Genomic DNA, 19,648 nt, shown 5'->3' with positions numbered 1-19,648 from the left:
GAAAAAAATGGAAGATTTGACTCTGCGTTATTACGACGCGGAAATGCGCTACCTCCGTGAAGCGGCTAAAGAATTTGCCCAGACCCATCCGGACCGGGCAGCCATGCTGGACCTGGATAAAGCCGGCACACCCGATCCGTATGTAGAGCGCCTGTTTGAAGGCTTTGCTTTCTCTATGGGGCGGCTGCGCGAAAAGATTGACGACGACCTGCCGGAGCTGACTGAAGGACTGGTCAGTATGCTCTGGCCACATTACCTGCGGACCATTCCGTCACTCTCGGTGGTCGCGTTCACGCCTGCGCTTCAGACCGTTAAGATGGCAGAGGTGATGCCCGCGGGGCTGGAAGTGTACTCCCGCCCGGTGGGGCCGAAAAATACGGTCTGCCGTTACCGCACAACCCGCGATGTGATGCTCAACCCGCTGAATATCTCTCGGGTGACCATGACCACTGAGCCGGACGGGCGCTCGTTACTGCGAATGCGCTTTGCCTGCAGCACACAGGCGGACTGGTCCCATGCGGACCTCAGTGACCTGAGCCTCTATCTAGGGGCGGATGCACCGGTCAGCAGCCAGCTACACCTTATGCTGACCAAACGGCAGGCCGCACTCTATATGCGCCTGCCTGGTCAAACTGACCGTATCCGGCTTGACGGATATTTCTCACCGGGCGGCTTTCGTGACGAAGACTGCCTGTGGCCGAAAGGCGATACCGCGTTCAGCGGCTACCAGCTTCTGCTGGAGTATTTCACCTTCCGCGACAAGTTTATGTTTGTCCACCTTAACGGCCTTGAGGGCATCACGCCGCCAGCGGGGGCTGAGTATTTTGATGTTGAAGTGGTGTTCAGTACGCCATGGTCATCTGACCTACCGGTCACTGATGATGCGGTTCGCCTCCACTGCGTGCCGGTGATTAACCTGTTTACGCTGGAGGCTGACCCGCTCACCATCACCGGGCTTGAAAACGAATACCTGCTGCGTCCAAAACGTCTGCAGGACGGACATACCGAGATTTATTCGGTGGATTCAGTCACTGGCTCAAACCGCACCAATGACGCGGAGTATGTTCCGTTTAGCAGCTTCAGGCACAAGGGCGGGATGATGCGCCGTTATGCTCCCCCCCGTTATTACCACACCCGCGTTAAGCGCAGCGTGACCGGGCTCTATGACACCTGGCTTATCCTTGGCGGGCACCAGTGGGAAGATGACCGCCTGTTTGAGCGTGAGGCCGTGTCGCTGCAAATCACCGGCACCAACGGTCAGTTACCACGCCGGGCATTACAGAGCACACTGCTTGACCGCTGTGAGCAGGTGGTGAGTACGCAACTTTCAGTACGTAACCTCTGCAAACCAACGCTGCCAGTCTATCCGCCTTCTGAAGACCGCTTTCACTGGCGGGTTCTGAGCCACCTGGGATCCGGTTTCCTGAACATGATGAGTACCGCCGAAGTGCTGCGCGGCACGCTTGCCCTGTATAACTGGCAGGAAGATGAAATGAACACCCGGCGTCTGGAGGCGATTCAGCATGTAAAGCATCATCGCCTTCAACGCTTTGAACAGGGCTACCTGCTGCGGGGGCTGGATATCGAGGTAACCCTCGACAGCAACGGCTTCACCGGTGAGGGTGATATTCACCTGTTCGGTGAAATGCTCAACCGATTCTTTGCGCTGTATGCCGATATGAACCAGTTCAACCAGCTTACCCTCATTGTTCAGCCAGAAGGAAAATGCATCCGGTGGAAAGAGAATCACAGTCCGCGTCTGCCAGGCTGATAGCGCAACTGGGCGACCGGCTGCCGTACATGAATTTTTACCGTTTCTGTCAGCTACTGGAGCAGGGCCAGCCGGATAAACCGGTCACCGGCAGCACCTGGCAGGTGCGACATGAGCCGGTTCGTTTCCGACCCCATGCGGGGATGGGGTTCCCAGCCTCTGAAATCAAAGGAGCAGAGCTACCGGAACATCCGCACCTTCCACCCACAATCCGTACCACCTTTATGGGGCTCTACGGCGTGGAGTCTCCGCTGCCGACGCACTATATCGATGACATCGCTCAGCGACGGGAAGGGTACGAAGCTAACGCGGACTTCCTCGATATCTTCAACCACCGGCTGATTGCTCAGTACTACCGTATCTGGCGTAAATATTCGTATCCGGCAACGTTTGAAGAAGGCGGTAAGGACAGAACTTCACAGTATCTGCTGGGTTTGGCTGGGCTTGGGATTGACGGCTGCACAGAAAGTATAGCGGCGCCTGCCTCACGCTTTCTGGCGCTGCTGCCGGTGATGTTGTTGCCAGGACGTACTGCGGAAGGCATGGCTTCACTGGTACGTCTTCTGGCACCTAATACGCAGGCGAAAATCTGGCACCACGACAGGCGTCGGGTACCGCTGAAGAAACCTTTGAGAATGAGCGTTAGCCAGCCTGTCACACTGACGCATCGCCCGGTGATGGGCAGTTATGCCACCGATGTGAACAGCCAGGTACTGATGCGTCTGACCACCACAGACCCTGTGGAAGTACCGGGTTGGTTGCCCGGCGGGGTGCTTTACACGGATCTAATGGCGCTATTGCACGTCTATCTTGGCTCTCGCCTGGATGTCCGCCTGCAGTTGTGTGTCGACCGTAGACTGCTGCCGGACGCGATAATGAGCACTCAACCCAAAGCGGGTGCAGTGCAACTGGGCCGCACTGCCGTGATGCGACCGCTGAATGCGGCTAAGACAACATCACACCCAAAAACAATAACCATCAATCTTGGCCGCTACGAGCGCGTACAGGAAAACATTCACCGCAAGGAGACTGATGAAGATGGCGATTACCGCTGGTAAATTTCCTCTGGTTACGCTGGCTGTAGGCATTACGCTGATGCTGGCTGGCTGTGGACTTACTCAGAGTGTTACGGACGGCACTGTCGCCGTGACTAAATCGATTTTTTATAAGCAGGTGAAGATTCTGCATCTCGATATTCGTGCCCGTGAAGCCGTGAACAGCAATGCTGGAGGTGTCGCTCTGTCGACGGTGGTGCGTATTTATCAGCTTAAAGACCGCAATACCTTTGACAGCACGGACTACCCGTCATTGTTTAAAGACGACAGCCAGGCCGTCAAGGCAGACCTCGTGGCGGAGAAAGATATAAGGTTGCAGCCGGGGGGGGCGGTCACGGTTGATATGCCAATGGAAAAAGATGCGCAGTACGTGGCAGTGGCCGGGATGTTTATGTCACCGGACCAGGAAAACAACACCTGGCGTGTAGTATTGAGCCGCGATGAGCTTGATCCGGATAAGACACGGGTGATTGAAGCGGGCAACAATCGACTGACTCTGCAGGCGCTGAAAGATGAGTGAGTCATCCCGTCCTTCACTGTATGAAACACTTTATGGCAACTTCACCGGCGGCCTCGACCTGCATCAGGTCAGCGAGCAGAACCAGGTCATTTTGTCCGTACTCGATAACATGCAGCGTATCCTCAACTATCGTGCCGGCACGCTGGCGCATCTGCCGGACTACGGCCTGCCGGATATGACCAAAATCCTGCAGGGCATGCCGGGAACGGCCCATGAGCTGATGGGCACTTTGTCTGCCGTCCTGCTCAAGTATGAACCGCGCCTGAAAAAAATAACCGTTGTCCTGCTGGAACAGAACGTCCCCGGTGAACTGCGCTATGCCATTGATGCTGAACTTAAAGGGATTGGCCTGGTGCGCTACGGGACTGAATTTATGCCCGAAGGACGGGTCCTGTTAAGGCATCTCAGACAACAGCAGTATCTCGACACCACTCTTCGTATATAAGGTCCCATAGCATCATGTCCGTAAAATCACAGTTCCTGAAGAAGTTGCAGGCACGCCAACCTGCACCTGTTCCTGCTATCAGCAAGAGTCAGGCTGATATTGCAGAGTTTCGCCAGCGAATGGCCCAGCTTCAGGATCAAATGGACGCGTGGCTGACGGATACGGGACTGAAAGTGGAACCACTGACCGTATCCGTTCCGGATCTGCTGGTGGAGGGCGGGGCTTTTGAGATTTCCGGTATCGTTTTGCGCTATGACAGCCGGGCGGTCAAATTTATGCCGATCTTTCTGTATGGACAGGGCGTCGCCGGTTGTGTCGAGGTGACTTTCTATTCCGGGGACAAGGTGATTTCTCAAGGACGTCTGTTCATGAGGGTGGGGAAAGCAAATGGCTGGATCTTTACTCCCCCTGATACCTCATCCCGGTCCGGACAACTATTTGATGAAGGTGTATTTTTCGGTCTGATTTTAGCGCTGCTGCCATAGCGATATTTCTGAGTCATTGCACTTTTAAACGCAAAATAGCCCTTCACATCAACTGACGAAATTAACCACACGGATATGCAGGCCCTCCAGGATGACCACAAATATAACGTTAAAAACCGGCGGCGACCCGCGCACGCTGCCAGATTACGCCGCCCTCCGCGATGAGCTCAGCAAGCTGACGCATCCTGCTCGCCCGGATGTGAACTGGCAATATGTCGAAAAACGCTGTCTCTCTCTGTTTGAACAAAACGGTGTGGAGTTGCAGACTGCGGCCTGGTACACCCTTGCCCGGACTCACCTGTCTGGATTGACTGGTCTGAACGAAGGGCTGGCGATTCTGGAGGCCCTTATTAGCCACCAGTGGCACGTTTTCTGGCCGAAGACGCTACACGCTCGTATGGAAATCCTGAGCAGCCTGAGCCAGCGCCTGCAGCAGTGCATGCGTATGCTTCCACTCAACAACAGCCATCTTAGTGAGCTTTATCGTGCTGAAGCGTTGCTTACCCGGCTGAGTGCGGTGCTCCAGCGCCTTGAGCTCAAACACCTTAGCCAGTTCGATACGTTACGAACGTTGATACGTTCAAATGCCGAACGGTTGGAAAACAGTAATGACGCATCAGATTTGAATGCGAGCATAATGCCCGGTCGCGAATTACCTCTGGAGAGGGCAGAGCCGTTTGACGAAGTGAAATGGGTCTATGTTGTGCAGCCGGAAAACCAGCCTAATGCTGAGGGGCTTACGACAGCGCACGGGTCGGTCAGACCATGGAAGCCCTTTGTCGCCGGGATGTGTTCTATGCTGGTGGTCTGCGTCGCCGTGGCGTGGGGAGGGGGCTTTGTGTCCAGACCCGATCCCTTAACGACTCAGGCTGTTGCCTCGCTGGCGCCGTTACCTGGAGTGCTTACTCCTGCTCAGCAAGAGGCGTTAGCACAGCGAGGCACTTTACCGTCCACGTTTATCACAGAAACGCAGCAGCAGCTTGCCCGACTGGAGAAGCTGCCTCCTGACTGGAATATTTCCTACAGCCTTCAGCTGTTAGCACAACTTCAGACATTGCAGCCGGAGGAAGCGAAGCCGCTCGCCGTGCAGTGGCAGCAAAAATTTAACGCGGCAGCGTTGCCTGTTGAAGCCATGAACAGCTGGAATCAGGGAATGATGAAGCTTCAGCAACTGAGCCACCGGCTGAGTAGTCTGGATGAACAGAAAGGAAAATACATCACGGTGAGTGAGCTTAAATCGGTGGTTTTTTCGACTATACAGTCATTTAACCAAACAATACCGGCTGAAGAACAACTCAGACGCCTGTCACAGCATCCCGCAGGAGGTGTGCTTCCTGAAGCCGAAAAGACCCAGCTGGAGTTGCGTCTTAAACAGCTGGCAACGCGTTACGCTCAAATAAAAAGGGATTCTTCGTCGCAGTGAATTCTGCGGTGGACAGGCGAATTTGTTCAACAACGCGTGGAAGTCAAAGTGTCCCCTGCAGGAATCGAACCTGCAACTAGCCCTTAGGAGGGGCTCGTTATATCCATTTAACTAAGGGGACGAGGCGGCACGAGTATAGCCTTATTTACACTGTGCGTTAAGCGCATCGCCGCCTGACTGCTCAAAGAGTCACCATTCAGGTCGGTTTTTTTGTCGATTTATCATCATTTTCCCGTGCCTTAAGCTCGGCTTTGCGTTTGTTCGACATATCGTTACGGATTTGAGCATGGCTTAACAGCGCGAAGATAAACGTTCCGCCGCAGATGTTTCCTGCCAGCGTCGGAAGGGCGAACGGCCAGAAAAAATCGCTCCAGTGAAGCGTACCGTTGAAGACCAGATACAGTATTTCAACGGTACCGACCACGATATGCGTGGTGTCCGCGAGCGCAATCAGCCAGGTCATCAGTATGATCACCACAATTTTGGCGCTCCCCGCTGAAGGAAACATCCAGACCATTGTGGCAATGATCCAGCCGGAGATGATGGCATTCGAGAACATCTCCACCGGCGTGTTTTTCATCACATCCATGCCAATTTTCACAAACGCGTCCCGGGTGGGTTCATCAAAGATCGGCATGTGTTCAAACGCCCAGGCCGCGATGCCCGTGCCGATGATATTACCCAGCAGGACGACGCTCCACAGACGCATCAATAAACCGAAATTGCCGAGGGTGGGGTTTTGCATTACAGGCAGAACGGCGGTCACCGTGTTTTCGGTAAACAGCTGCTGGCGGGCCATGATGACAATAATAAAGCCGAAGGTATAGCCGAGGTTCTCCAGTAAAAATCCGCCGGGTACACCCTCCAGCTGCACATGAAATATCCCTTTCGCAAGCAGAGATGCGCCCATTGAGAGCCCGGCAGCGATGGCTGACCAGAAGAGGGCCATCGCGTCGCGCTCCATCTCCTTTTCACCATCCTGGCGTATATGTTCGTGGATGGCCATCGCGCGGGAGGGGAGGCGATCTTCATCAATTTCTATCTTCTCGCCGCGCGCTTTCTCCTCGCTTTCAATTTCAAGTTCCTCACTGTTCTCGCCAATTTTTTCTTCGCCCACGTCTTTCATATTTGCTCCCGGAGGTTGATCTTTTTGTTAAGCGTAGCGGCTTTTATCGGAATGCCTGTGGGGATGCTCTTAAATTGGCGGCAATGGCAACAAAGGTGATACATCTCTTTCAAAAGACATTATAAAATTGCCAGCGAAACGAATTCCAAAAGCCAGGCTATGCTGAGATCAGAGTCACGGTGGTTACTGCCCGTAATTGTGCTCATAGACATCGGTAAACGTGCTGTTACAATCGCTTGCACGTTTACAGACGGAGCGTCAACGGCTCCGTTACGGATGGCAATCAACGATAGCCATACTGAACAGGGAGATATTTATGAAACTTCGGCTGTCGGCGCTTGCGCTGGGCGCGACGATGCTTGTGGGCTGCGCCAGCTCCGGTGAGCAAACGGGACGCTCCGATCCTCTCGAAGGATTTAACCGCTCAATGTATAGCTTCAACTACAACGTGCTGGACCCGTATGTGGTTCGCCCGGTGGCAGTAGCATGGCGCGATTATGTTCCACAGCCCGCGCGTAACGGATTAAGTAACTTTACCAGCAACCTCGAAGAGCCTGCGGTAATGGTGAACTATTTCCTGCAGGGCGATCCGTATCAGGGGATGGTGCACTTTACCCGCTTCTTCCTGAACTCCATTCTGGGGATGGGCGGCTTTATTGATGTCGCAGGTATGGCGAACCCGAAACTGCAGCGTGAACAGCCGCACCGTTTTGGTAGTACGCTGGGGCATTATGGCGTTGGTTACGGTCCTTACGTTCATCTGCCGTTCTATGGCAGCTTCACCGTGCGTGATGACGGCGGCGATATGGTCGATACGCTATATCCGGTTCTGTCGTGGCTGACCTGGCCGCTTTCTGTGGGTAAATGGACGGTGGAAGGGATTGAAACCCGTGCGCAACTGCTCGACTCTGATGGTCTGCTGCGCCAGTCTTCTGACCCGTACATTATGGTGCGTGAAGCGTACTTCCAGAATCATGACTTTATCGCCAACGGCGGTAAGCTGAAGCCGGAAGAGAATCCAAACGCGAAGGCTATCGAAAACGAACTAAAAGATATCGATTCACAGTAAATAAAAAAGGTGAGCAATGCTCACCTTTTTTGATTCCAGTACGATTAGAACGCGTAGTTGAAGTTCGTACCGAACAGCCAGGCTTTACCTTCAGAGGTAAACTCGTAAGGGCCTTCCTGGAACGTCACTTTCTGACCGTGCATATAAGAAACGCCCGCATCGATGGATGCATTCTCGTTGAACGCATATGTCGCGCCTGCACTTAACCAGAAGCGGTCCTGATCCGGAATCGAAATGGAACGCTTGTCTGCCGGAACCGGGCTGTCGTCAAATGCGATACCGGAGCGGAAAGTCCAGTTTTTATCGTAGTAGTAGGTGGTACCCAGCGCAATACGATAGGCGTCGTGGAAGCTTTCGTCCTTATAGAACAGCGTTTGACCATTGGTTCCGGTCGCTTTCAGCTCCTGGAACTGGCTCCAGCTGGTATAGGCCAGGCTATAGTGAATAGCCCATTGTGGTGCAACGCGGTTGTAACCGGACACTTCCCACATTTCTGGCAAATGCAGCGACAGTGAACCTGGAACGGTCTGGTTTGACGTTCCCCAAGGAATGGTGGTACCTGCACCGGGAACCAGGTTGTTCACAGGCTTCAGGATGCCGCTCTTGTAATCGCCGTCGAAGTCAATTTTCACTTCGGAACGATAGGTCAGACCCCAGCGGTTGTTTTTATCCAGTTCGTACAGGATACCGGCGTTCCAGCCATAGCCCCACTCATCACCTTCAAGGCTGGCAATTTTATTGCTGTTTTTTGGCAGGCGAGCAGTCTGTTCCCCGGAATAACGTTCGATTTTGGCATCGGCGTAGACGGCATCAAAGCCCAGGCCAAAACTCCAGTTATCGTTCAGGCGATACGCACCGCTCAGGTTGAGGTTCAGCGTGGTAAGGTCTGTTTTACCGCCGTATTCACCTGCCGGGTAGTTGTTATTGAACTCGGTAGCAAGGCCGTAGTTAGACGTTACGGATGCACCCCAGCCAAACTGTTCATTGATAGGCGCAACGAAGTGCAGGTTAGGGATCCATGCTGTTGGGGCAATATTGTCCGCTTTAAGACTCGCACCCGTATAAGGCGACTTACCGGAAATGTTTACATCAGGATCGATATAAACCGCACCAGCAGAGAAGGTCGGACGATCAAACATCATGATCAATGCAGGGTTACGACTCGCGTTACCTGCATCATCAGCAATAGCGCCTTCCCCGGAATATGCGCGGCCAAGGCCAGAGGAAGAAAATTCGTTTAACTGAAAGCCCGCTGACCATGCGGAAGTGGAGACGAGTGCCACTGCGACTGCCAGCGCAGTCTTGTTGAACAGGGTTTTCTGGCTCATGACCATAACCTCATTGAGTTATTTTTATTCAATAATTGTTACATACCGTAACAGGAGCGCGAAGTGTAGGGTCTGAGGTATGACAGACAAATCAGACCAGTGGCCAGAGTATAGGTCTGACCAGCCGGAATGTTGCAAGTTTGTTTATTAATATTTTCAAACATGTTTCGTGAAACGAGATCTGGTTGGCAAAATTGTGACCATCGAGACTCACCCAAAAGGGTGGTTTTTGTTTTAGATCATTTTTTAGTGTGATATTGGTCACTTATCCGATTTTGCGCCATTAACGGCTGGAGAGAGCCCGCGCCGGGGCGTAAAATAGCAGCATCGTGTTTATCTCGCGCGCTGCGCGAATACAGAGGAAATTGAGCTATGAGTAAATGCAGTGCTGATGAAACCCCGGTTTGCTGCTGTATGGATGTTGGAACCATCATGGACAACACCGATTGCACCGCCTCTTACAGCCGCGTATTCACCAACCGTGCCGAAGCGGAAGAGACCCTTACTGCGCTGAGCAAGCGTGCGCGTGACGTTGAATCCGATCCTTGTGAAATCAAGTCTACCTTTACCGAAGTGGAAGGTGGCGTGAAGCTGGAAATCGACTTTGTCTTCGCCTGCGAAGCAGAAACGCTGATTTTCCAGCTGGGTCTGCGTTAATTTCTGCGGCCTGATGCCCTCACCCCGACCCTCTCCCACGGGAGAGGGCGCAAACATTAAAAACGGTAACCTACGGGTTACCGTTTTGCTTTTACCTTGCGCACCCGGCAACATACCGCACAAATGCCCCTGCCATGCAGGGGCATTTTCTTTTTCTTCTCTGTGTTTTAGCTCGCACTTTTTCGTTTCCCCGATTGGCTGAATGTAAAAAAATGGTTAAGACTATTATCAGGTCAGACCACTTTGAGTTTGCAAAAATTTTTTACAGGGGAGTGTTATGAGTCAGGCATTACCGCTTATTACCCGTCAGGGCGATCGCATTGCCATCGTCAGTGGATTGCGCACGCCATTTGCGCGTCAGGCAACGGCGTTTCATGGCATACCGGCCGTCGACCTGGGGAAAATGGTAGTGGGGGAGATGCTGGCTCGCAGCGAAATTCCGCCTGAGGTCATCGAACAGCTGGTTTTCGGCCAGGTCGTGCAGATGCCTGAAGCCCCCAACATTGCGCGGGAAATCGTCCTTGGTACCGGGATGAATGTGCACACCGATGCCTACAGCGTCAGTCGCGCCTGTGCGACCAGTTTCCAGGCCGTGGCGAACGTCGCCGAAAGCCTGATGGCGGGGACTATCCGCGCCGGGATTGCGGGCGGGGCGGACTCCTCTTCGGTACTGCCGATTGGGGTCAGTAAAAAGCTGGCGCGTATCCTGGTCGATGCTAACAAAGCCCGTACGACGGGTCAGAAACTCAAACTCTTCTCGCGTTTACGTCTGCGCGATCTGATGCCCGTGCCACCTGCCGTAGCGGAATATTCCACTGGCCTGCGCATGGGCGATACCGCCGAGCAGATGGCGAAAACCTACGGCATTACCCGTGAACAGCAGGATGCGCTGGCGCATCGCTCGCATCAGCTTGCGGCAAAAGCCTGGTCGGAAGGCAAGCTGACCGACGAGGTCATGACCGCCTACATTCCACCCTATCGCGAACCGCTTGCGGAAGATAACAATATTCGCGGCACCTCGACGCTGGCAGATTACGCCAAACTGCGCCCGGCGTTTGATCGCAAGCACGGCACGGTGACGGCGGCGAACAGTACGCCGCTGACGGACGGGGCCGCCGCCGTGATCCTGATGACCGAATCCCGTGCGAAGGAGCTGGGCATTACTCCCCTCGGCTATTTACGCAGCTATGCCTTCACCGCCATTGATGTCTGGCAGGACATGCTGTTAGGTCCGGCGTGGTCCACGCCGCTGGCGCTGGATCGCGCGGGGCTGACGCTGGCCGATTTAACCCTGATTGATATGCACGAAGCATTTGCCGCGCAAACCCTGGCCAACGTCCAGCTGCTGGCAAGCGAGCGTTTCGCACGCGATGTGCTGGGCCGCGCCCATGCTACAGGTGAAGTGGATCAGAGCAAATTCAACGTGCTGGGCGGCTCTATCGCCTATGGTCATCCGTTTGCCGCCACAGGGGCGAGGATGATCACGCAAACATTACATGAACTCCGTCGCCGTGGCGGCGGGTTTGGCCTTGTTACCGCCTGTGCGGCGGGCGGCCTTGGCGCAGCAATGGTTCTGGAGGCTGAATAATGGATATGCCATCTGCATTTAATCTGACGGTTCGCCTCGATAACGTGGCCGTTATCACTATTGATGTGCCTGATGAAAAGATGAATACCCTGAAGGCCGAATTTGGTGTTCAGGTGCGCGCGATGCTAAAGCAGATCCGCGAGAACAAAGCCATTCGCGGCCTGGTGTTTATCTCTGCCAAACCCGACAACTTTATAGCCGGGGCGGATATCAACATGATCGCCCGGGCGCAAAGCGCGCTGGAAGCCGAAGAGCTGGCGCGTCAGGGCCAGCAGGTGATGGCGGAGATCAACAGCCTGCCGATCCCGGTTATCGCCGCGATCCACGGGGCGTGTCTGGGCGGTGGGCTGGAGCTTGCGCTGGCGTGCCACAGCCGTATATGTACCGACGATCCGAAAACCATTCTGGGTCTGCCGGAAGTGCAGCTGGGCTTGCTGCCAGGCTCCGGCGGAACGCAACGACTGCCGCGCCTGGTGGGCGTCAGCACGGCGCTGGAGATGATCTTAACCGGTAAACAGCTGCGCGCCCGTCAGGCGCTGAAGGCCGGTCTGGTCGATGACGTCGTGCCGCAGTCCATTTTGCTGGAGGCCGCCGTTGAGCTGGCGCTGAAAGGGCGTCAGGTAAGACGTCCTTTGCCGGTACGCGAGCGCGTGCTGGCAGGGCCACTGGGGAGAACGCTCCTGTTCAACATGGTGGGCAAAAAGACCGAACAAAAAACCAAAGGTAACTATCCGGCGGCAAAGCGGATCCTCGAGGTGATTGAGACCGGGCTGTCCCAGGGTAGCAGCAGCGGCTATGCCGCAGAGGCCAAATCCTTTGGCGAACTGGCGATGACGCCGCAGTCACAGGCGCTGCGCAGCATCTTCTTCGCCAGCACGGACGTGAAAAAAGATCCCGGTAGCGAGGCGCAGCCCGCGCCGCTGCGTGCCATTGGCGTACTGGGTGGAGGACTCATGGGCGGCGGTATCGCTTTTGTTACCGCCAGCAAAGGCAAATTGCCTGTACGCATCAAAGACATCAATCCTAAGGGGATCAACCACGCGCTGCAGTACAGCTGGCAGAACCTTGATCAAAAGGTCAAGCGCCGCCATATCAAGGCAAGCGAGCGTGATAAAACCCTGGCGATGATCTCCGGCACGACGGATTACAGCGGTTTTGCGCACCGCGATCTGGTGATTGAAGCCGTGTTTGAGGATCTTGCGCTTAAGCAGCAGATGGTGGCAGACGTTGAACAGCATTGCGCCGCGCATACCATTTTTGCCTCCAATACGTCGTCATTACCGATTGGCGATATCGCGGCGAAAGCCACGCGTCCGGAGCAGGTGATCGGGCTGCACTTCTTTAGTCCGGTGGAAAAAATGCCGCTGGTGGAAGTTATTCCACACGCAACCACCAGTCCGCAAACTATCGCCACGGTAGTCAAGCTTGCGAAGAAGCAGGGTAAAACGCCGATCGTGGTTGCAGATAAAGCCGGCTTCTACGTCAACCGCATTCTGGCGCCCTACATTAATGAAGCCATGCGGCTGCTGACGGAAGGCGAGAAGATCGAACATGTCGACGAGGCGCTGGTAAAGTTTGGTTTCCCCGTTGGCCCAATCCAACTTTTGGATGAGGTGGGAATAGACACCGGCACTAAAATTATACCTGTACTGGAGGCGGCTTATGGCGATCGTTTTAGCCCGCCTGCAAACATTGTTTCTGCAATTTTGAAGGACGATCGCAAAGGCAGAAAAAATGAACGCGGTTTCTATCTTTACGGCGCGAAAGGGCGTAAAAGCAAGAAACAGGTCGACCCTTCGGTTTATGGGCTTATTTCGACCACCGGTCAGGGAAAACTGTCCGCCGTTCAGTGCGCTGAACGCTGCGTGATGATGATGCTCAATGAAGCGGCGCGCTGCTTTGGTGAAAAGGTGATCAAGAGCTCGCGCGATGGCGACATCGGCGCGGTATTTGGCATTGGTTTCCCGCCGTTCCTTGGCGGCCCGTTCCGTTACATGGATACGCTCGGCGCGGGTGAAGTGGTTGCTATCCTGCAACGTCTGGCTTCGCAATATGGTCCACGGTTTACACCGTGTGACGAATTATTGCAGATGGCGGAACGGGGCCAGACATTTTGGCCTGCAAGGGAAACTGTCCTCGTAAGCTGAGGTCAAAGAAGGGTAAATCCTGAAGTGAATGAACCTGTTCTGGCGATTTTGTAAACAGAGATTGACTATACTTACGCCATTGAGGTAAAAAACAGCGTTTCATTCACCGAATGGATCAGGCACAATGCCCGACCATCGGGTTTTCTACCTCTCAGCATTTATCGCGGGTAGTTAACGCCGGTGATTCTGGTTAACAAAAGCGGTGCAATATGCAAGTTTTTATCATGCGTCACGGCGACGCGGCACTCGATGCCGCCAGTGACTCAGTACGTCCTTTGACCGTCTGTGGCTGCGACGAATCTCGTCTGATGGCGAACTGGCTTAACGGTCAAAAAGTGGACATCGAACGCGTTCTGGTGAGTCCGTTCCTGCGTGCAGAACAGACGCTGGACGTGGTAGGGGAGTGTATGAACCTGCCATCCAGTGTGGATGTTCTCCCTGAACTCACCCCGTGTGGCGATGTCGGCCTTGTCAGCGCTTATCTTCAGGCGCTGTGCAATGAAGGTGTCGCTTCCGCGCTGGTCATTTCCCACCTGCCACTGGTTGGCTATCTGGTATCTGAGCTGTGCCCTGGCGAGACCCCGCCGATGTTTACGACATCCGCCATTGCTAATGTTTCTCTCGACGAAACGGGCAAAGGTGTCTTCAACTGGCAAATGAGTCCGTGCAACCTGAAGATGGCAAAAGCCATCTGACGTGACGTGCGATATGGCGGGGTGCAATGTGCTTCCCGCCATTCTGTCAGGGCAACTCTGGCGGCTGCCACTCTTCCACTTCAATCAACACCAGCAATGCGGCATCTCCACCGTACTCTTTTGGTGCCTGATGAAACGCCATCACGTGTGGATGCTGAGCCAGCCACAGCGGCGTCTGCTGCTTGAGGATATGTTTACCGTGGCCATGCATCACGCAGGCGCAGAAAACATGTTCACGACGACAGGCTGCAATCAATGCCCCCAACTCCTGTTTCGCCTGCATCTGCGTTAAACCGTGCAGATCGAGAAACAGCTCCGGCGAATAATCTCCGCGACGTAACTTTTTGAGCTCAAAATGGCTGACGTCTTCGCGTACGTATTTCACCGCACCCTGAGTATTGAGCAGCGGCTGAAATTCATCTGAAAAATAGTGGCTGTTATCCGCCTGCTCCTGCAGCAGACGTTTGACCGGTACTTCGCTGATTTTTTTACGCTGCGGGCGATGGACAATGGTGTCCTGCGCGATTTTACGCGTCCCGGTCATTAGCTGCCGGAAGAGCGCCTGATCCTCCTCGCTGAGCGATGTTTTCTTTTTCATTCGTCATTCTCATCTCGTATTTCCGACAGTGTACCCGACTAAACGCATTTTTTAACCTCAAGCGAGACGCGTCATTGCTGATTTATCGCCGTCTTCATGGCAAACTAGCCGCCGAAAATTATGCGAGCATGCCCTGGAGGAAAGAGTGGATAAAATTTTTGTCGATGAAGCAGTAAACGAGCTGCATACCATACAGGACATGTTGCGCTGGTCGGTTAGCCGCTTCAGCGCCGCCAATATCTGGTACGGACACGGTACCGACAACCCGTGGGATGAAGCCGTGCAGCTGGTGTTGCCGTCCCTCTACCTGCCGCTGGATATCCCGGAAGACATGCGCACCGCGCGCCTGACCTCCAGCGAAAAACACCGCATCGTTGAGCGCGTGATCCGCCGCGTGAACGAACGTATTCCGGTCGCCTATCTGACCAATAAAGCCTGGTTCTGCGGCCACGAGTTCTATGTCGATGAACGCGTGCTGGTGCCGCGCTCGCCGATTGGTGAGCTGATCAACAACCACTTTGAAGGTCTGATCGGCCATCAGCCGCAGCACATTCTGGATATGTGTACCGGCAGCGGCTGTATCGCCATCGCCTGCGCGTACGCCTTCCCGGAGGCGGAAGTGGACGCTGTCGATATCTCCACCGACGCGCTGGCCGTGACCGAGCACAACATTGAAGAGCACGGTCTGATCCATCACGTTACGCCAATTCGCTCTGACCTGTTCCGCGATCTGCCGACGTTGCAGTACGATCTGATCGTCACTAACCCGCCGTACGTCGATGCGGAAGACATGTCCGATCTGCCGAGCGAATACCGTCACGAGCCGGAGCTGGGTCTGGCGTCAGGATCTGACGGCCTGAAGCTGACCCGCCGCATTCTGGCCTGCGCGCCGGATTATCTGACCGACGACGGCGTTCTGATTTGTGAAGTGGGCAACAGCATGGTACATCTGATAGAGCAGTACCCGGATGTGCCGTTCACCTGGCTTGAGTTCGACAACGGCGGTGACGGTGTCTTTATGCTGACCAAAGCGCAGCTGCTCGACGCGCGCGAACACTTCAGCATCTATAAAGATTAATCCAGCGGGCTTCGGCCCGTTTCACAACGCTCAAACACAAACAACAACATCGGAGCCGTGATGGCAGGAAACAGTATTGGACAGTTATTCCGCGTGACCACCTTTGGCGAGTCGCACGGGCTGGCGCTGGGCTGTATCGTTGATGGCGTACCGCCAGGCATCGAACTGACCGAAGCCGATTTGCAGCACGACCTCGACCGTCGTCGTCCGGGCACCTCTCGCTACACCACGCAGCGTCGCGAGCCGGACCAGGTCAAAATTCTCTCTGGCGTCTTTGAAGGCCGCACTACAGGCACCAGCATTGGTCTGCTGATTGAAAACACCGATCAGCGCTCCCAGGACTACGGCGCCATCAAAGACGTGTTCCGTCCGGGCCATGCCGACTATACCTACGAACAAAAGTACGGTTTCCGCGACTATCGCGGCGGCGGGCGTTCTTCCGCGCGTGAAACCGCGATGCGCGTGGCGGCTGGCGCCATTGCCAAAAAATACCTGCAGCAGAAATTTGGCATCGTTATCCGCGGCTGTCTGACCCAGATGGGCGACATTCCGCTGGCGATCAAAGACTGGGATCTGGTCGAGCAAAACCCGTTCTTCTGTGCCGATGCCGACAAGCTGGACGCGCTGGACGAACTGATGCGCGGCCTGAAAAAAGAGGGCGACTCCATTGGGGCGAAAGTGACCGTCGTGGCCGACGGCGTCCCACCAGGCTGGGGCGAGCCGGTATTTGACCGTCTCGACGCCGACATCGCCCACGCGCTGATGAGTATCAACGCGGTGAAGGGCGTTGAGATTGGCGACGGTTTTGACGTGGTATCCCTGCGCGGCAGCCAGAACCGTGACGAGATCACGAAGGCGGGCTTCCAGAGCAACCACGCGGGCGGCATTCTGGGCGGTATCAGCAGCGGGCAGCAGATTATTGCCAACATCGCGCTGAAGCCAACCTCCAGCATTACCGTGCCGGGCCACACGATTAACCGCGATGGCGAAGAAGTTGAGATGATCACCAAAGGACGTCACGATCCGTGCGTGGGGATCCGCGCGGTGCCGATCGCAGAAGCGATGCTGGCGATCGTGCTGATGGATCACTTCCTGCGCCAGCGCGCGCAGAATGCGGACGTGACGACCACCATTCCACGCTGGTAAACATGAAAAAAACCGCAATTGCTCTGCTGGCGCTGCTGGCCAGTGGAGCCAGTCTGGCCGCAACGCCATGGCAAAAAATCACCCACCCGGTGGCGGGGAGCGCGCAGTCCATTGGCGCCTTTTCCAACGGCTGTATCGTCGGTGCCCAGGAGCTTCCTCTCCAGTCTGATACCTATCAGGTGATGCGCACCGATCAGCGGCGTTATTTCGGCCACCCGGATCTGGTGCTGTTCATCCAGCGTCTGGGAAATCAGGTGCATAACCTGGGGCTGGGCACGATGCTGATTGGCGATATGGGGATGCCTGCCGGGGGTCGCTTTAACGGTGGACACGCCAGTCACCAGACCGGACTGGATGTCGATATCTTCCTGCAGCTGCCGAAAACCCGTTGGACCTCCGCCCAACTGCTGAAACCGCAGGCGCTGGATCTGGTGGCGAGCGACGGCAAGCGTGTTGTGCCGTCCCTGTGGACGCGAGACGTATCCAGCATGATCAAGCTGGCCGCGGAAGATAACGACGTCACGCGGATTTTCGTTAACCCGGCCATCAAGCAGCAGCTTTGTCTGGATGCCGGAACCGATCGCGACTGGCTGCGCAAAGTGCGCCCGTGGTTCCAGCATCGTGCGCACATGCACGTTCGTCTGCGCTGTCCGGCGAATAGCCTGGAATGTGAAGATCAGCCGCTACCTCCGCCAGGCGATGGCTGCGGTGCGGAACTGCAAAGCTGGTTTGAACCGGCAAAACCTGGAACCTCAAAGCCTGAGAAGAAGACACCGCCTCCGTTGCCGCCTTCCTGCCAGGCGCTACTGGATGAGCATGTACTTTAATGGATAATTTCGTCGATCTGTTTATGGTGTCACCGCTGCTGCTGGTGGTGCTGTTCTTCGTGGCCATGCTGGCCGGTTTTATTGATGCCCTTGCGGGCGGTGGCGGGTTATTAACCGTACCCGCGCTGCTGGCGGCGGGCATGAGCCCGGCGCAGGCGCTTGCCACCAACAAGCTGCAGGCCTGCGGCGGCTCGCTCTCGGCGTCTCTCTATTTTATCCGCCGCAAGGTGGTGAGCCTGGCCGACCAGAAGCTCAATATCCTGATGACCTTTATCGGTTCCACGTCGGGCGCGCTGCTGGTTCAGCACGTGCAGTCGGATATTTTGCGCCAGATCCTGCCGGTTCTGGTCATCTGCATCGGTCTCTACTTCCTGCTGATGCCAAAGCTCGGCGAGGAAGACCGCCAGCGTCGTCTGCACGGCCTGCCGTTTGCCCTGATTGCCGGGGGCTGCGTCGGCTTTTACGACGGATTCTTCGGCCCGGGGGCAGGCTCGTTTTATGCGCTGGCGTTCGTGACGCTGGCCGGGTTTAACCTCGCCAAATCGACCGCTCATGCCAAAGTGCTCAACGCGACCTCGAACCTCGGCGGTCTGCTGCTGTTTATCATTGGCGGCAAGGTCATCTGGGCAACCGGATTCGTCATGATGGCAGGGCAGTTCCTGGGCGCACGCGCGGGTTCGCGTCTGGTGTTAAGCAAAGGACAAAAACTGATTCGCCCGATGATTGTCATCGTCTCGGCCGTAATGAGCGCCAAACTTCTTTATGACAGCCATGGACAGGAGATCCTCACCTGGTTGGGGATGAATTAATGAACAGTACGCATCACTACGAACAGCTGATTGCGATTTTCGACGGCTGTTTTGCTGACGATTTTAATACCCGTCTGATTAAAGGCGACGACGAACCGATCTATCTTCCTGCTGATGCAGAGGTTCCGTATAACCGTATCGTGTTTGCGCACGGCTTTTACGCCAGCGGTCTTCACGAGATTTCGCACTGGTGCATTGCGGGGAAAGCGCGGCGCGAGCTGGTGGATTTCGGTTACTGGTACTGCCCGGACGGACGTGATGCCGCCACCCAGGGGCAGTTTGAGGATGTGGAAGTGAAGCCGCAGGCGCTGGAATGGCTATTCTGCGTCGCGGCGGGTTTCCCGTTCAACGTGAGCTGTGACAACCTTGAAGGCGACTTCGAGCCAGACCGTATCGTCTTCCAGCGCCGCGTTCATGCGCAGGTGATGGAATATCTTGAGAAAGGCATCCCGGAACGTCCGGCGCGCCTGATCGAGGCCTTACAGAATTATTACCACACGCCGGCGATAGCGGCGGAATGCTTCCCTTGGCCGGAAGATCTTTAACAGAGGAAAGAAGATGATCGCAGAATTTGAATCACGCATTCTGGCGTTAATTGATGACATGGTGGAACACGCCAGTGATGATGAGCTGTTCGCCAGCGGTTATCTGCGTGGTCACCTGACGCTCGCGGTAGCCGAGCTGGAAGCGGGTGACGATCACTCTGCCGACGCTGTTCACGCTGAAGTCACCCGCAGCCTGGAAAAAGCCATTCTGGCCGGGGAGCTCTCTCCGCGCGACCAGTCACTGGTGCTGGGCATGTGGGACAATTTGTTCCGGCAGGCGAAAGCGAAGTAAGTGTTTCACCACCCTCTCCCTGTGGGAGAGGGACGGGTGAGGGC

Annotated in this window: 20 protein-coding genes and 1 tRNA gene; 17 read left to right on the top strand and 4 right to left on the bottom strand. The window is 55.3% G+C overall.

What is annotated here, in order from left to right:
- The first annotated feature begins 7 nt into the window (after positions 1-7).
- The 6 genes from tssF (at position 8) to GXP72_RS16240 (ending at position 5,699) form a co-directional block, all read left to right on the top strand.
- Positions 8-1,771 (top strand): type VI secretion system baseplate subunit TssF, encoded by a 1,764-nt coding sequence (gene tssF, locus GXP72_RS16265; RefSeq protein WP_061714702.1) that lies wholly within the window; start codon positions 8-10, stop codon positions 1,769-1,771.
- On the top strand, positions 1,726-2,829 hold the full coding sequence (tssG, locus tag GXP72_RS16260) for a type VI secretion system baseplate subunit TssG (protein WP_090420010.1): 1,104 nt from the start codon (positions 1,726-1,728) through the stop codon (positions 2,827-2,829). Before tssF ends, tssG begins: the two co-directional genes overlap by 46 nt.
- Entirely contained in the window at positions 2,810-3,346 is a 537-nt protein-coding gene (gene tssJ, locus GXP72_RS16255) for a type VI secretion system lipoprotein TssJ (RefSeq protein WP_198314009.1), read from the top strand. Before tssG ends, tssJ begins: the two co-directional genes overlap by 20 nt.
- Positions 3,339-3,791 (top strand): type VI secretion system baseplate subunit TssE, encoded by a 453-nt coding sequence (gene tssE, locus GXP72_RS16250; protein WP_208763118.1) that lies wholly within the window; start codon positions 3,339-3,341, stop codon positions 3,789-3,791. Before tssJ ends, tssE begins: the two co-directional genes overlap by 8 nt.
- 14 nt (positions 3,792-3,805) lie before the next feature.
- A complete protein-coding gene (locus GXP72_RS16245) occupies positions 3,806-4,276 on the top strand; it encodes a hypothetical protein (RefSeq protein ID WP_208763117.1) in 471 nt (156 codons plus the stop codon).
- A 91-nt stretch (positions 4,277-4,367) separates the two neighbouring features.
- Positions 4,368-5,699, top strand: a complete 1,332-nt coding sequence (locus GXP72_RS16240) for a VasL domain-containing protein (protein ID WP_090419995.1) — start codon at positions 4,368-4,370, stop codon at positions 5,697-5,699.
- 49 nt (positions 5,700-5,748) lie between these two features.
- Here the strand turns inward: GXP72_RS16240 and GXP72_RS16235 are convergent.
- Together GXP72_RS16235 and GXP72_RS16230 are read right to left on the bottom strand one after the other, a co-directional pair.
- Positions 5,749-5,820 (bottom strand) — tRNA-Arg (locus tag GXP72_RS16235).
- Positions 5,821-5,895: 75 nt separating this feature from the next.
- Positions 5,896-6,825 (bottom strand): formate/nitrite transporter family protein, encoded by a 930-nt coding sequence (locus GXP72_RS16230; RefSeq protein ID WP_032646643.1) that lies wholly within the window; start codon positions 6,823-6,825, stop codon positions 5,896-5,898.
- 316 nt (positions 6,826-7,141) lie between these two features.
- On the opposite strand from GXP72_RS16230, the gene mlaA reads away from it, so the two are divergent.
- Entirely contained in the window at positions 7,142-7,894 is a 753-nt protein-coding gene (gene mlaA / locus GXP72_RS16225) for a phospholipid-binding lipoprotein MlaA (protein ID WP_024907657.1), read from the top strand.
- A gap of 44 nt (positions 7,895-7,938) precedes the next feature.
- On the opposite strand, the gene fadL is transcribed toward mlaA, so the two are convergent.
- Positions 7,939-9,222, bottom strand: coding sequence for a long-chain fatty acid transporter FadL (gene fadL, locus GXP72_RS16220; RefSeq protein ID WP_024907658.1), 1,284 nt, complete (start codon positions 9,220-9,222; stop codon positions 7,939-7,941).
- Between the two features lie 372 nt (positions 9,223-9,594).
- Here fadL and GXP72_RS16215 point away from each other — a divergent pair, with 372 nt between their 5' ends.
- The 4 genes from GXP72_RS16215 to sixA all read left to right on the top strand — a co-directional run bounded on the left by GXP72_RS16215 (position 9,595) and on the right by sixA (position 14,309).
- On the top strand, positions 9,595-9,879 hold the full coding sequence (locus GXP72_RS16215) for a YfcZ/YiiS family protein (RefSeq protein WP_208763116.1): 285 nt from the start codon (positions 9,595-9,597) through the stop codon (positions 9,877-9,879).
- A gap of 277 nt (positions 9,880-10,156) precedes the next feature.
- Complete coding sequence (gene fadI / locus GXP72_RS16210; protein ID WP_021241580.1) at positions 10,157-11,467, top strand: acetyl-CoA C-acyltransferase FadI; 1,311 nt, start codon at positions 10,157-10,159, stop codon at positions 11,465-11,467.
- On the top strand, positions 11,467-13,614 hold the full coding sequence (gene fadJ / locus GXP72_RS16205) for a fatty acid oxidation complex subunit alpha FadJ (RefSeq protein ID WP_208763115.1): 2,148 nt from the start codon (positions 11,467-11,469) through the stop codon (positions 13,612-13,614). The genes fadI and fadJ overlap by 1 nt, the downstream gene beginning before the upstream one ends.
- Before the next feature lie 209 nt (positions 13,615-13,823).
- Positions 13,824-14,309 (top strand): phosphohistidine phosphatase SixA, encoded by a 486-nt coding sequence (gene sixA, locus GXP72_RS16200; protein WP_024907662.1) that lies wholly within the window; start codon positions 13,824-13,826, stop codon positions 14,307-14,309.
- Positions 14,310-14,355: 46 nt separating this feature from the next.
- Here sixA and smrB read toward each other — a convergent pair whose 3' ends face one another.
- Positions 14,356-14,907, bottom strand: a complete 552-nt coding sequence (smrB, locus tag GXP72_RS16195) for an endonuclease SmrB (protein ID WP_008502613.1) — start codon at positions 14,905-14,907, stop codon at positions 14,356-14,358.
- Between the two features lie 145 nt (positions 14,908-15,052).
- On the opposite strand from smrB, the gene prmB reads away from it, so the two are divergent.
- Genes prmB through GXP72_RS16165 form a run of 6 tightly spaced genes read left to right on the top strand, consistent with a single transcriptional unit; the run spans position 15,053 to position 19,604 of the window.
- Complete coding sequence (gene prmB / locus GXP72_RS16190) at positions 15,053-15,985, top strand: 50S ribosomal protein L3 N(5)-glutamine methyltransferase (protein WP_025757143.1); 933 nt, start codon at positions 15,053-15,055, stop codon at positions 15,983-15,985.
- A 60-nt stretch (positions 15,986-16,045) separates the two neighbouring features.
- Positions 16,046-17,131, top strand: a complete 1,086-nt coding sequence (gene aroC, locus GXP72_RS16185) for a chorismate synthase (protein ID WP_024908934.1) — start codon at positions 16,046-16,048, stop codon at positions 17,129-17,131.
- A 2-nt stretch (positions 17,132-17,133) separates the two neighbouring features.
- Entirely contained in the window at positions 17,134-17,958 is an 825-nt protein-coding gene (mepA, locus tag GXP72_RS16180) for a penicillin-insensitive murein endopeptidase (RefSeq protein ID WP_024908935.1), read from the top strand.
- On the top strand, positions 17,958-18,767 hold the full coding sequence (locus GXP72_RS16175; RefSeq protein ID WP_024908936.1) for a sulfite exporter TauE/SafE family protein: 810 nt from the start codon (positions 17,958-17,960) through the stop codon (positions 18,765-18,767). The genes mepA and GXP72_RS16175 overlap by 1 nt, the downstream gene beginning before the upstream one ends.
- Positions 18,767-19,312, top strand: a complete 546-nt coding sequence (locus tag GXP72_RS16170) for an elongation factor P hydroxylase (RefSeq protein WP_048992652.1) — start codon at positions 18,767-18,769, stop codon at positions 19,310-19,312. Before GXP72_RS16175 ends, GXP72_RS16170 begins: the two co-directional genes overlap by 1 nt.
- Before the next feature lie 13 nt (positions 19,313-19,325).
- Positions 19,326-19,604: a YfcL family protein gene (locus GXP72_RS16165; RefSeq protein WP_032646635.1), complete on the top strand. Its 279-nt coding sequence runs from the start codon at positions 19,326-19,328 to the stop codon at positions 19,602-19,604.
- The last annotated feature ends 44 nt before the right edge of the window (positions 19,605-19,648 follow it).

Source organism: Enterobacter sp. SES19, from assembly GCF_011765665.1.
GTDB classification, from domain to species: domain Bacteria; phylum Pseudomonadota; class Gammaproteobacteria; order Enterobacterales; family Enterobacteriaceae; genus Enterobacter; species Enterobacter pseudoroggenkampii.
The sequence above is the reverse complement of the archived record's forward strand: the minus strand, read 5'-3'. Positions and strand labels throughout refer to the sequence as shown.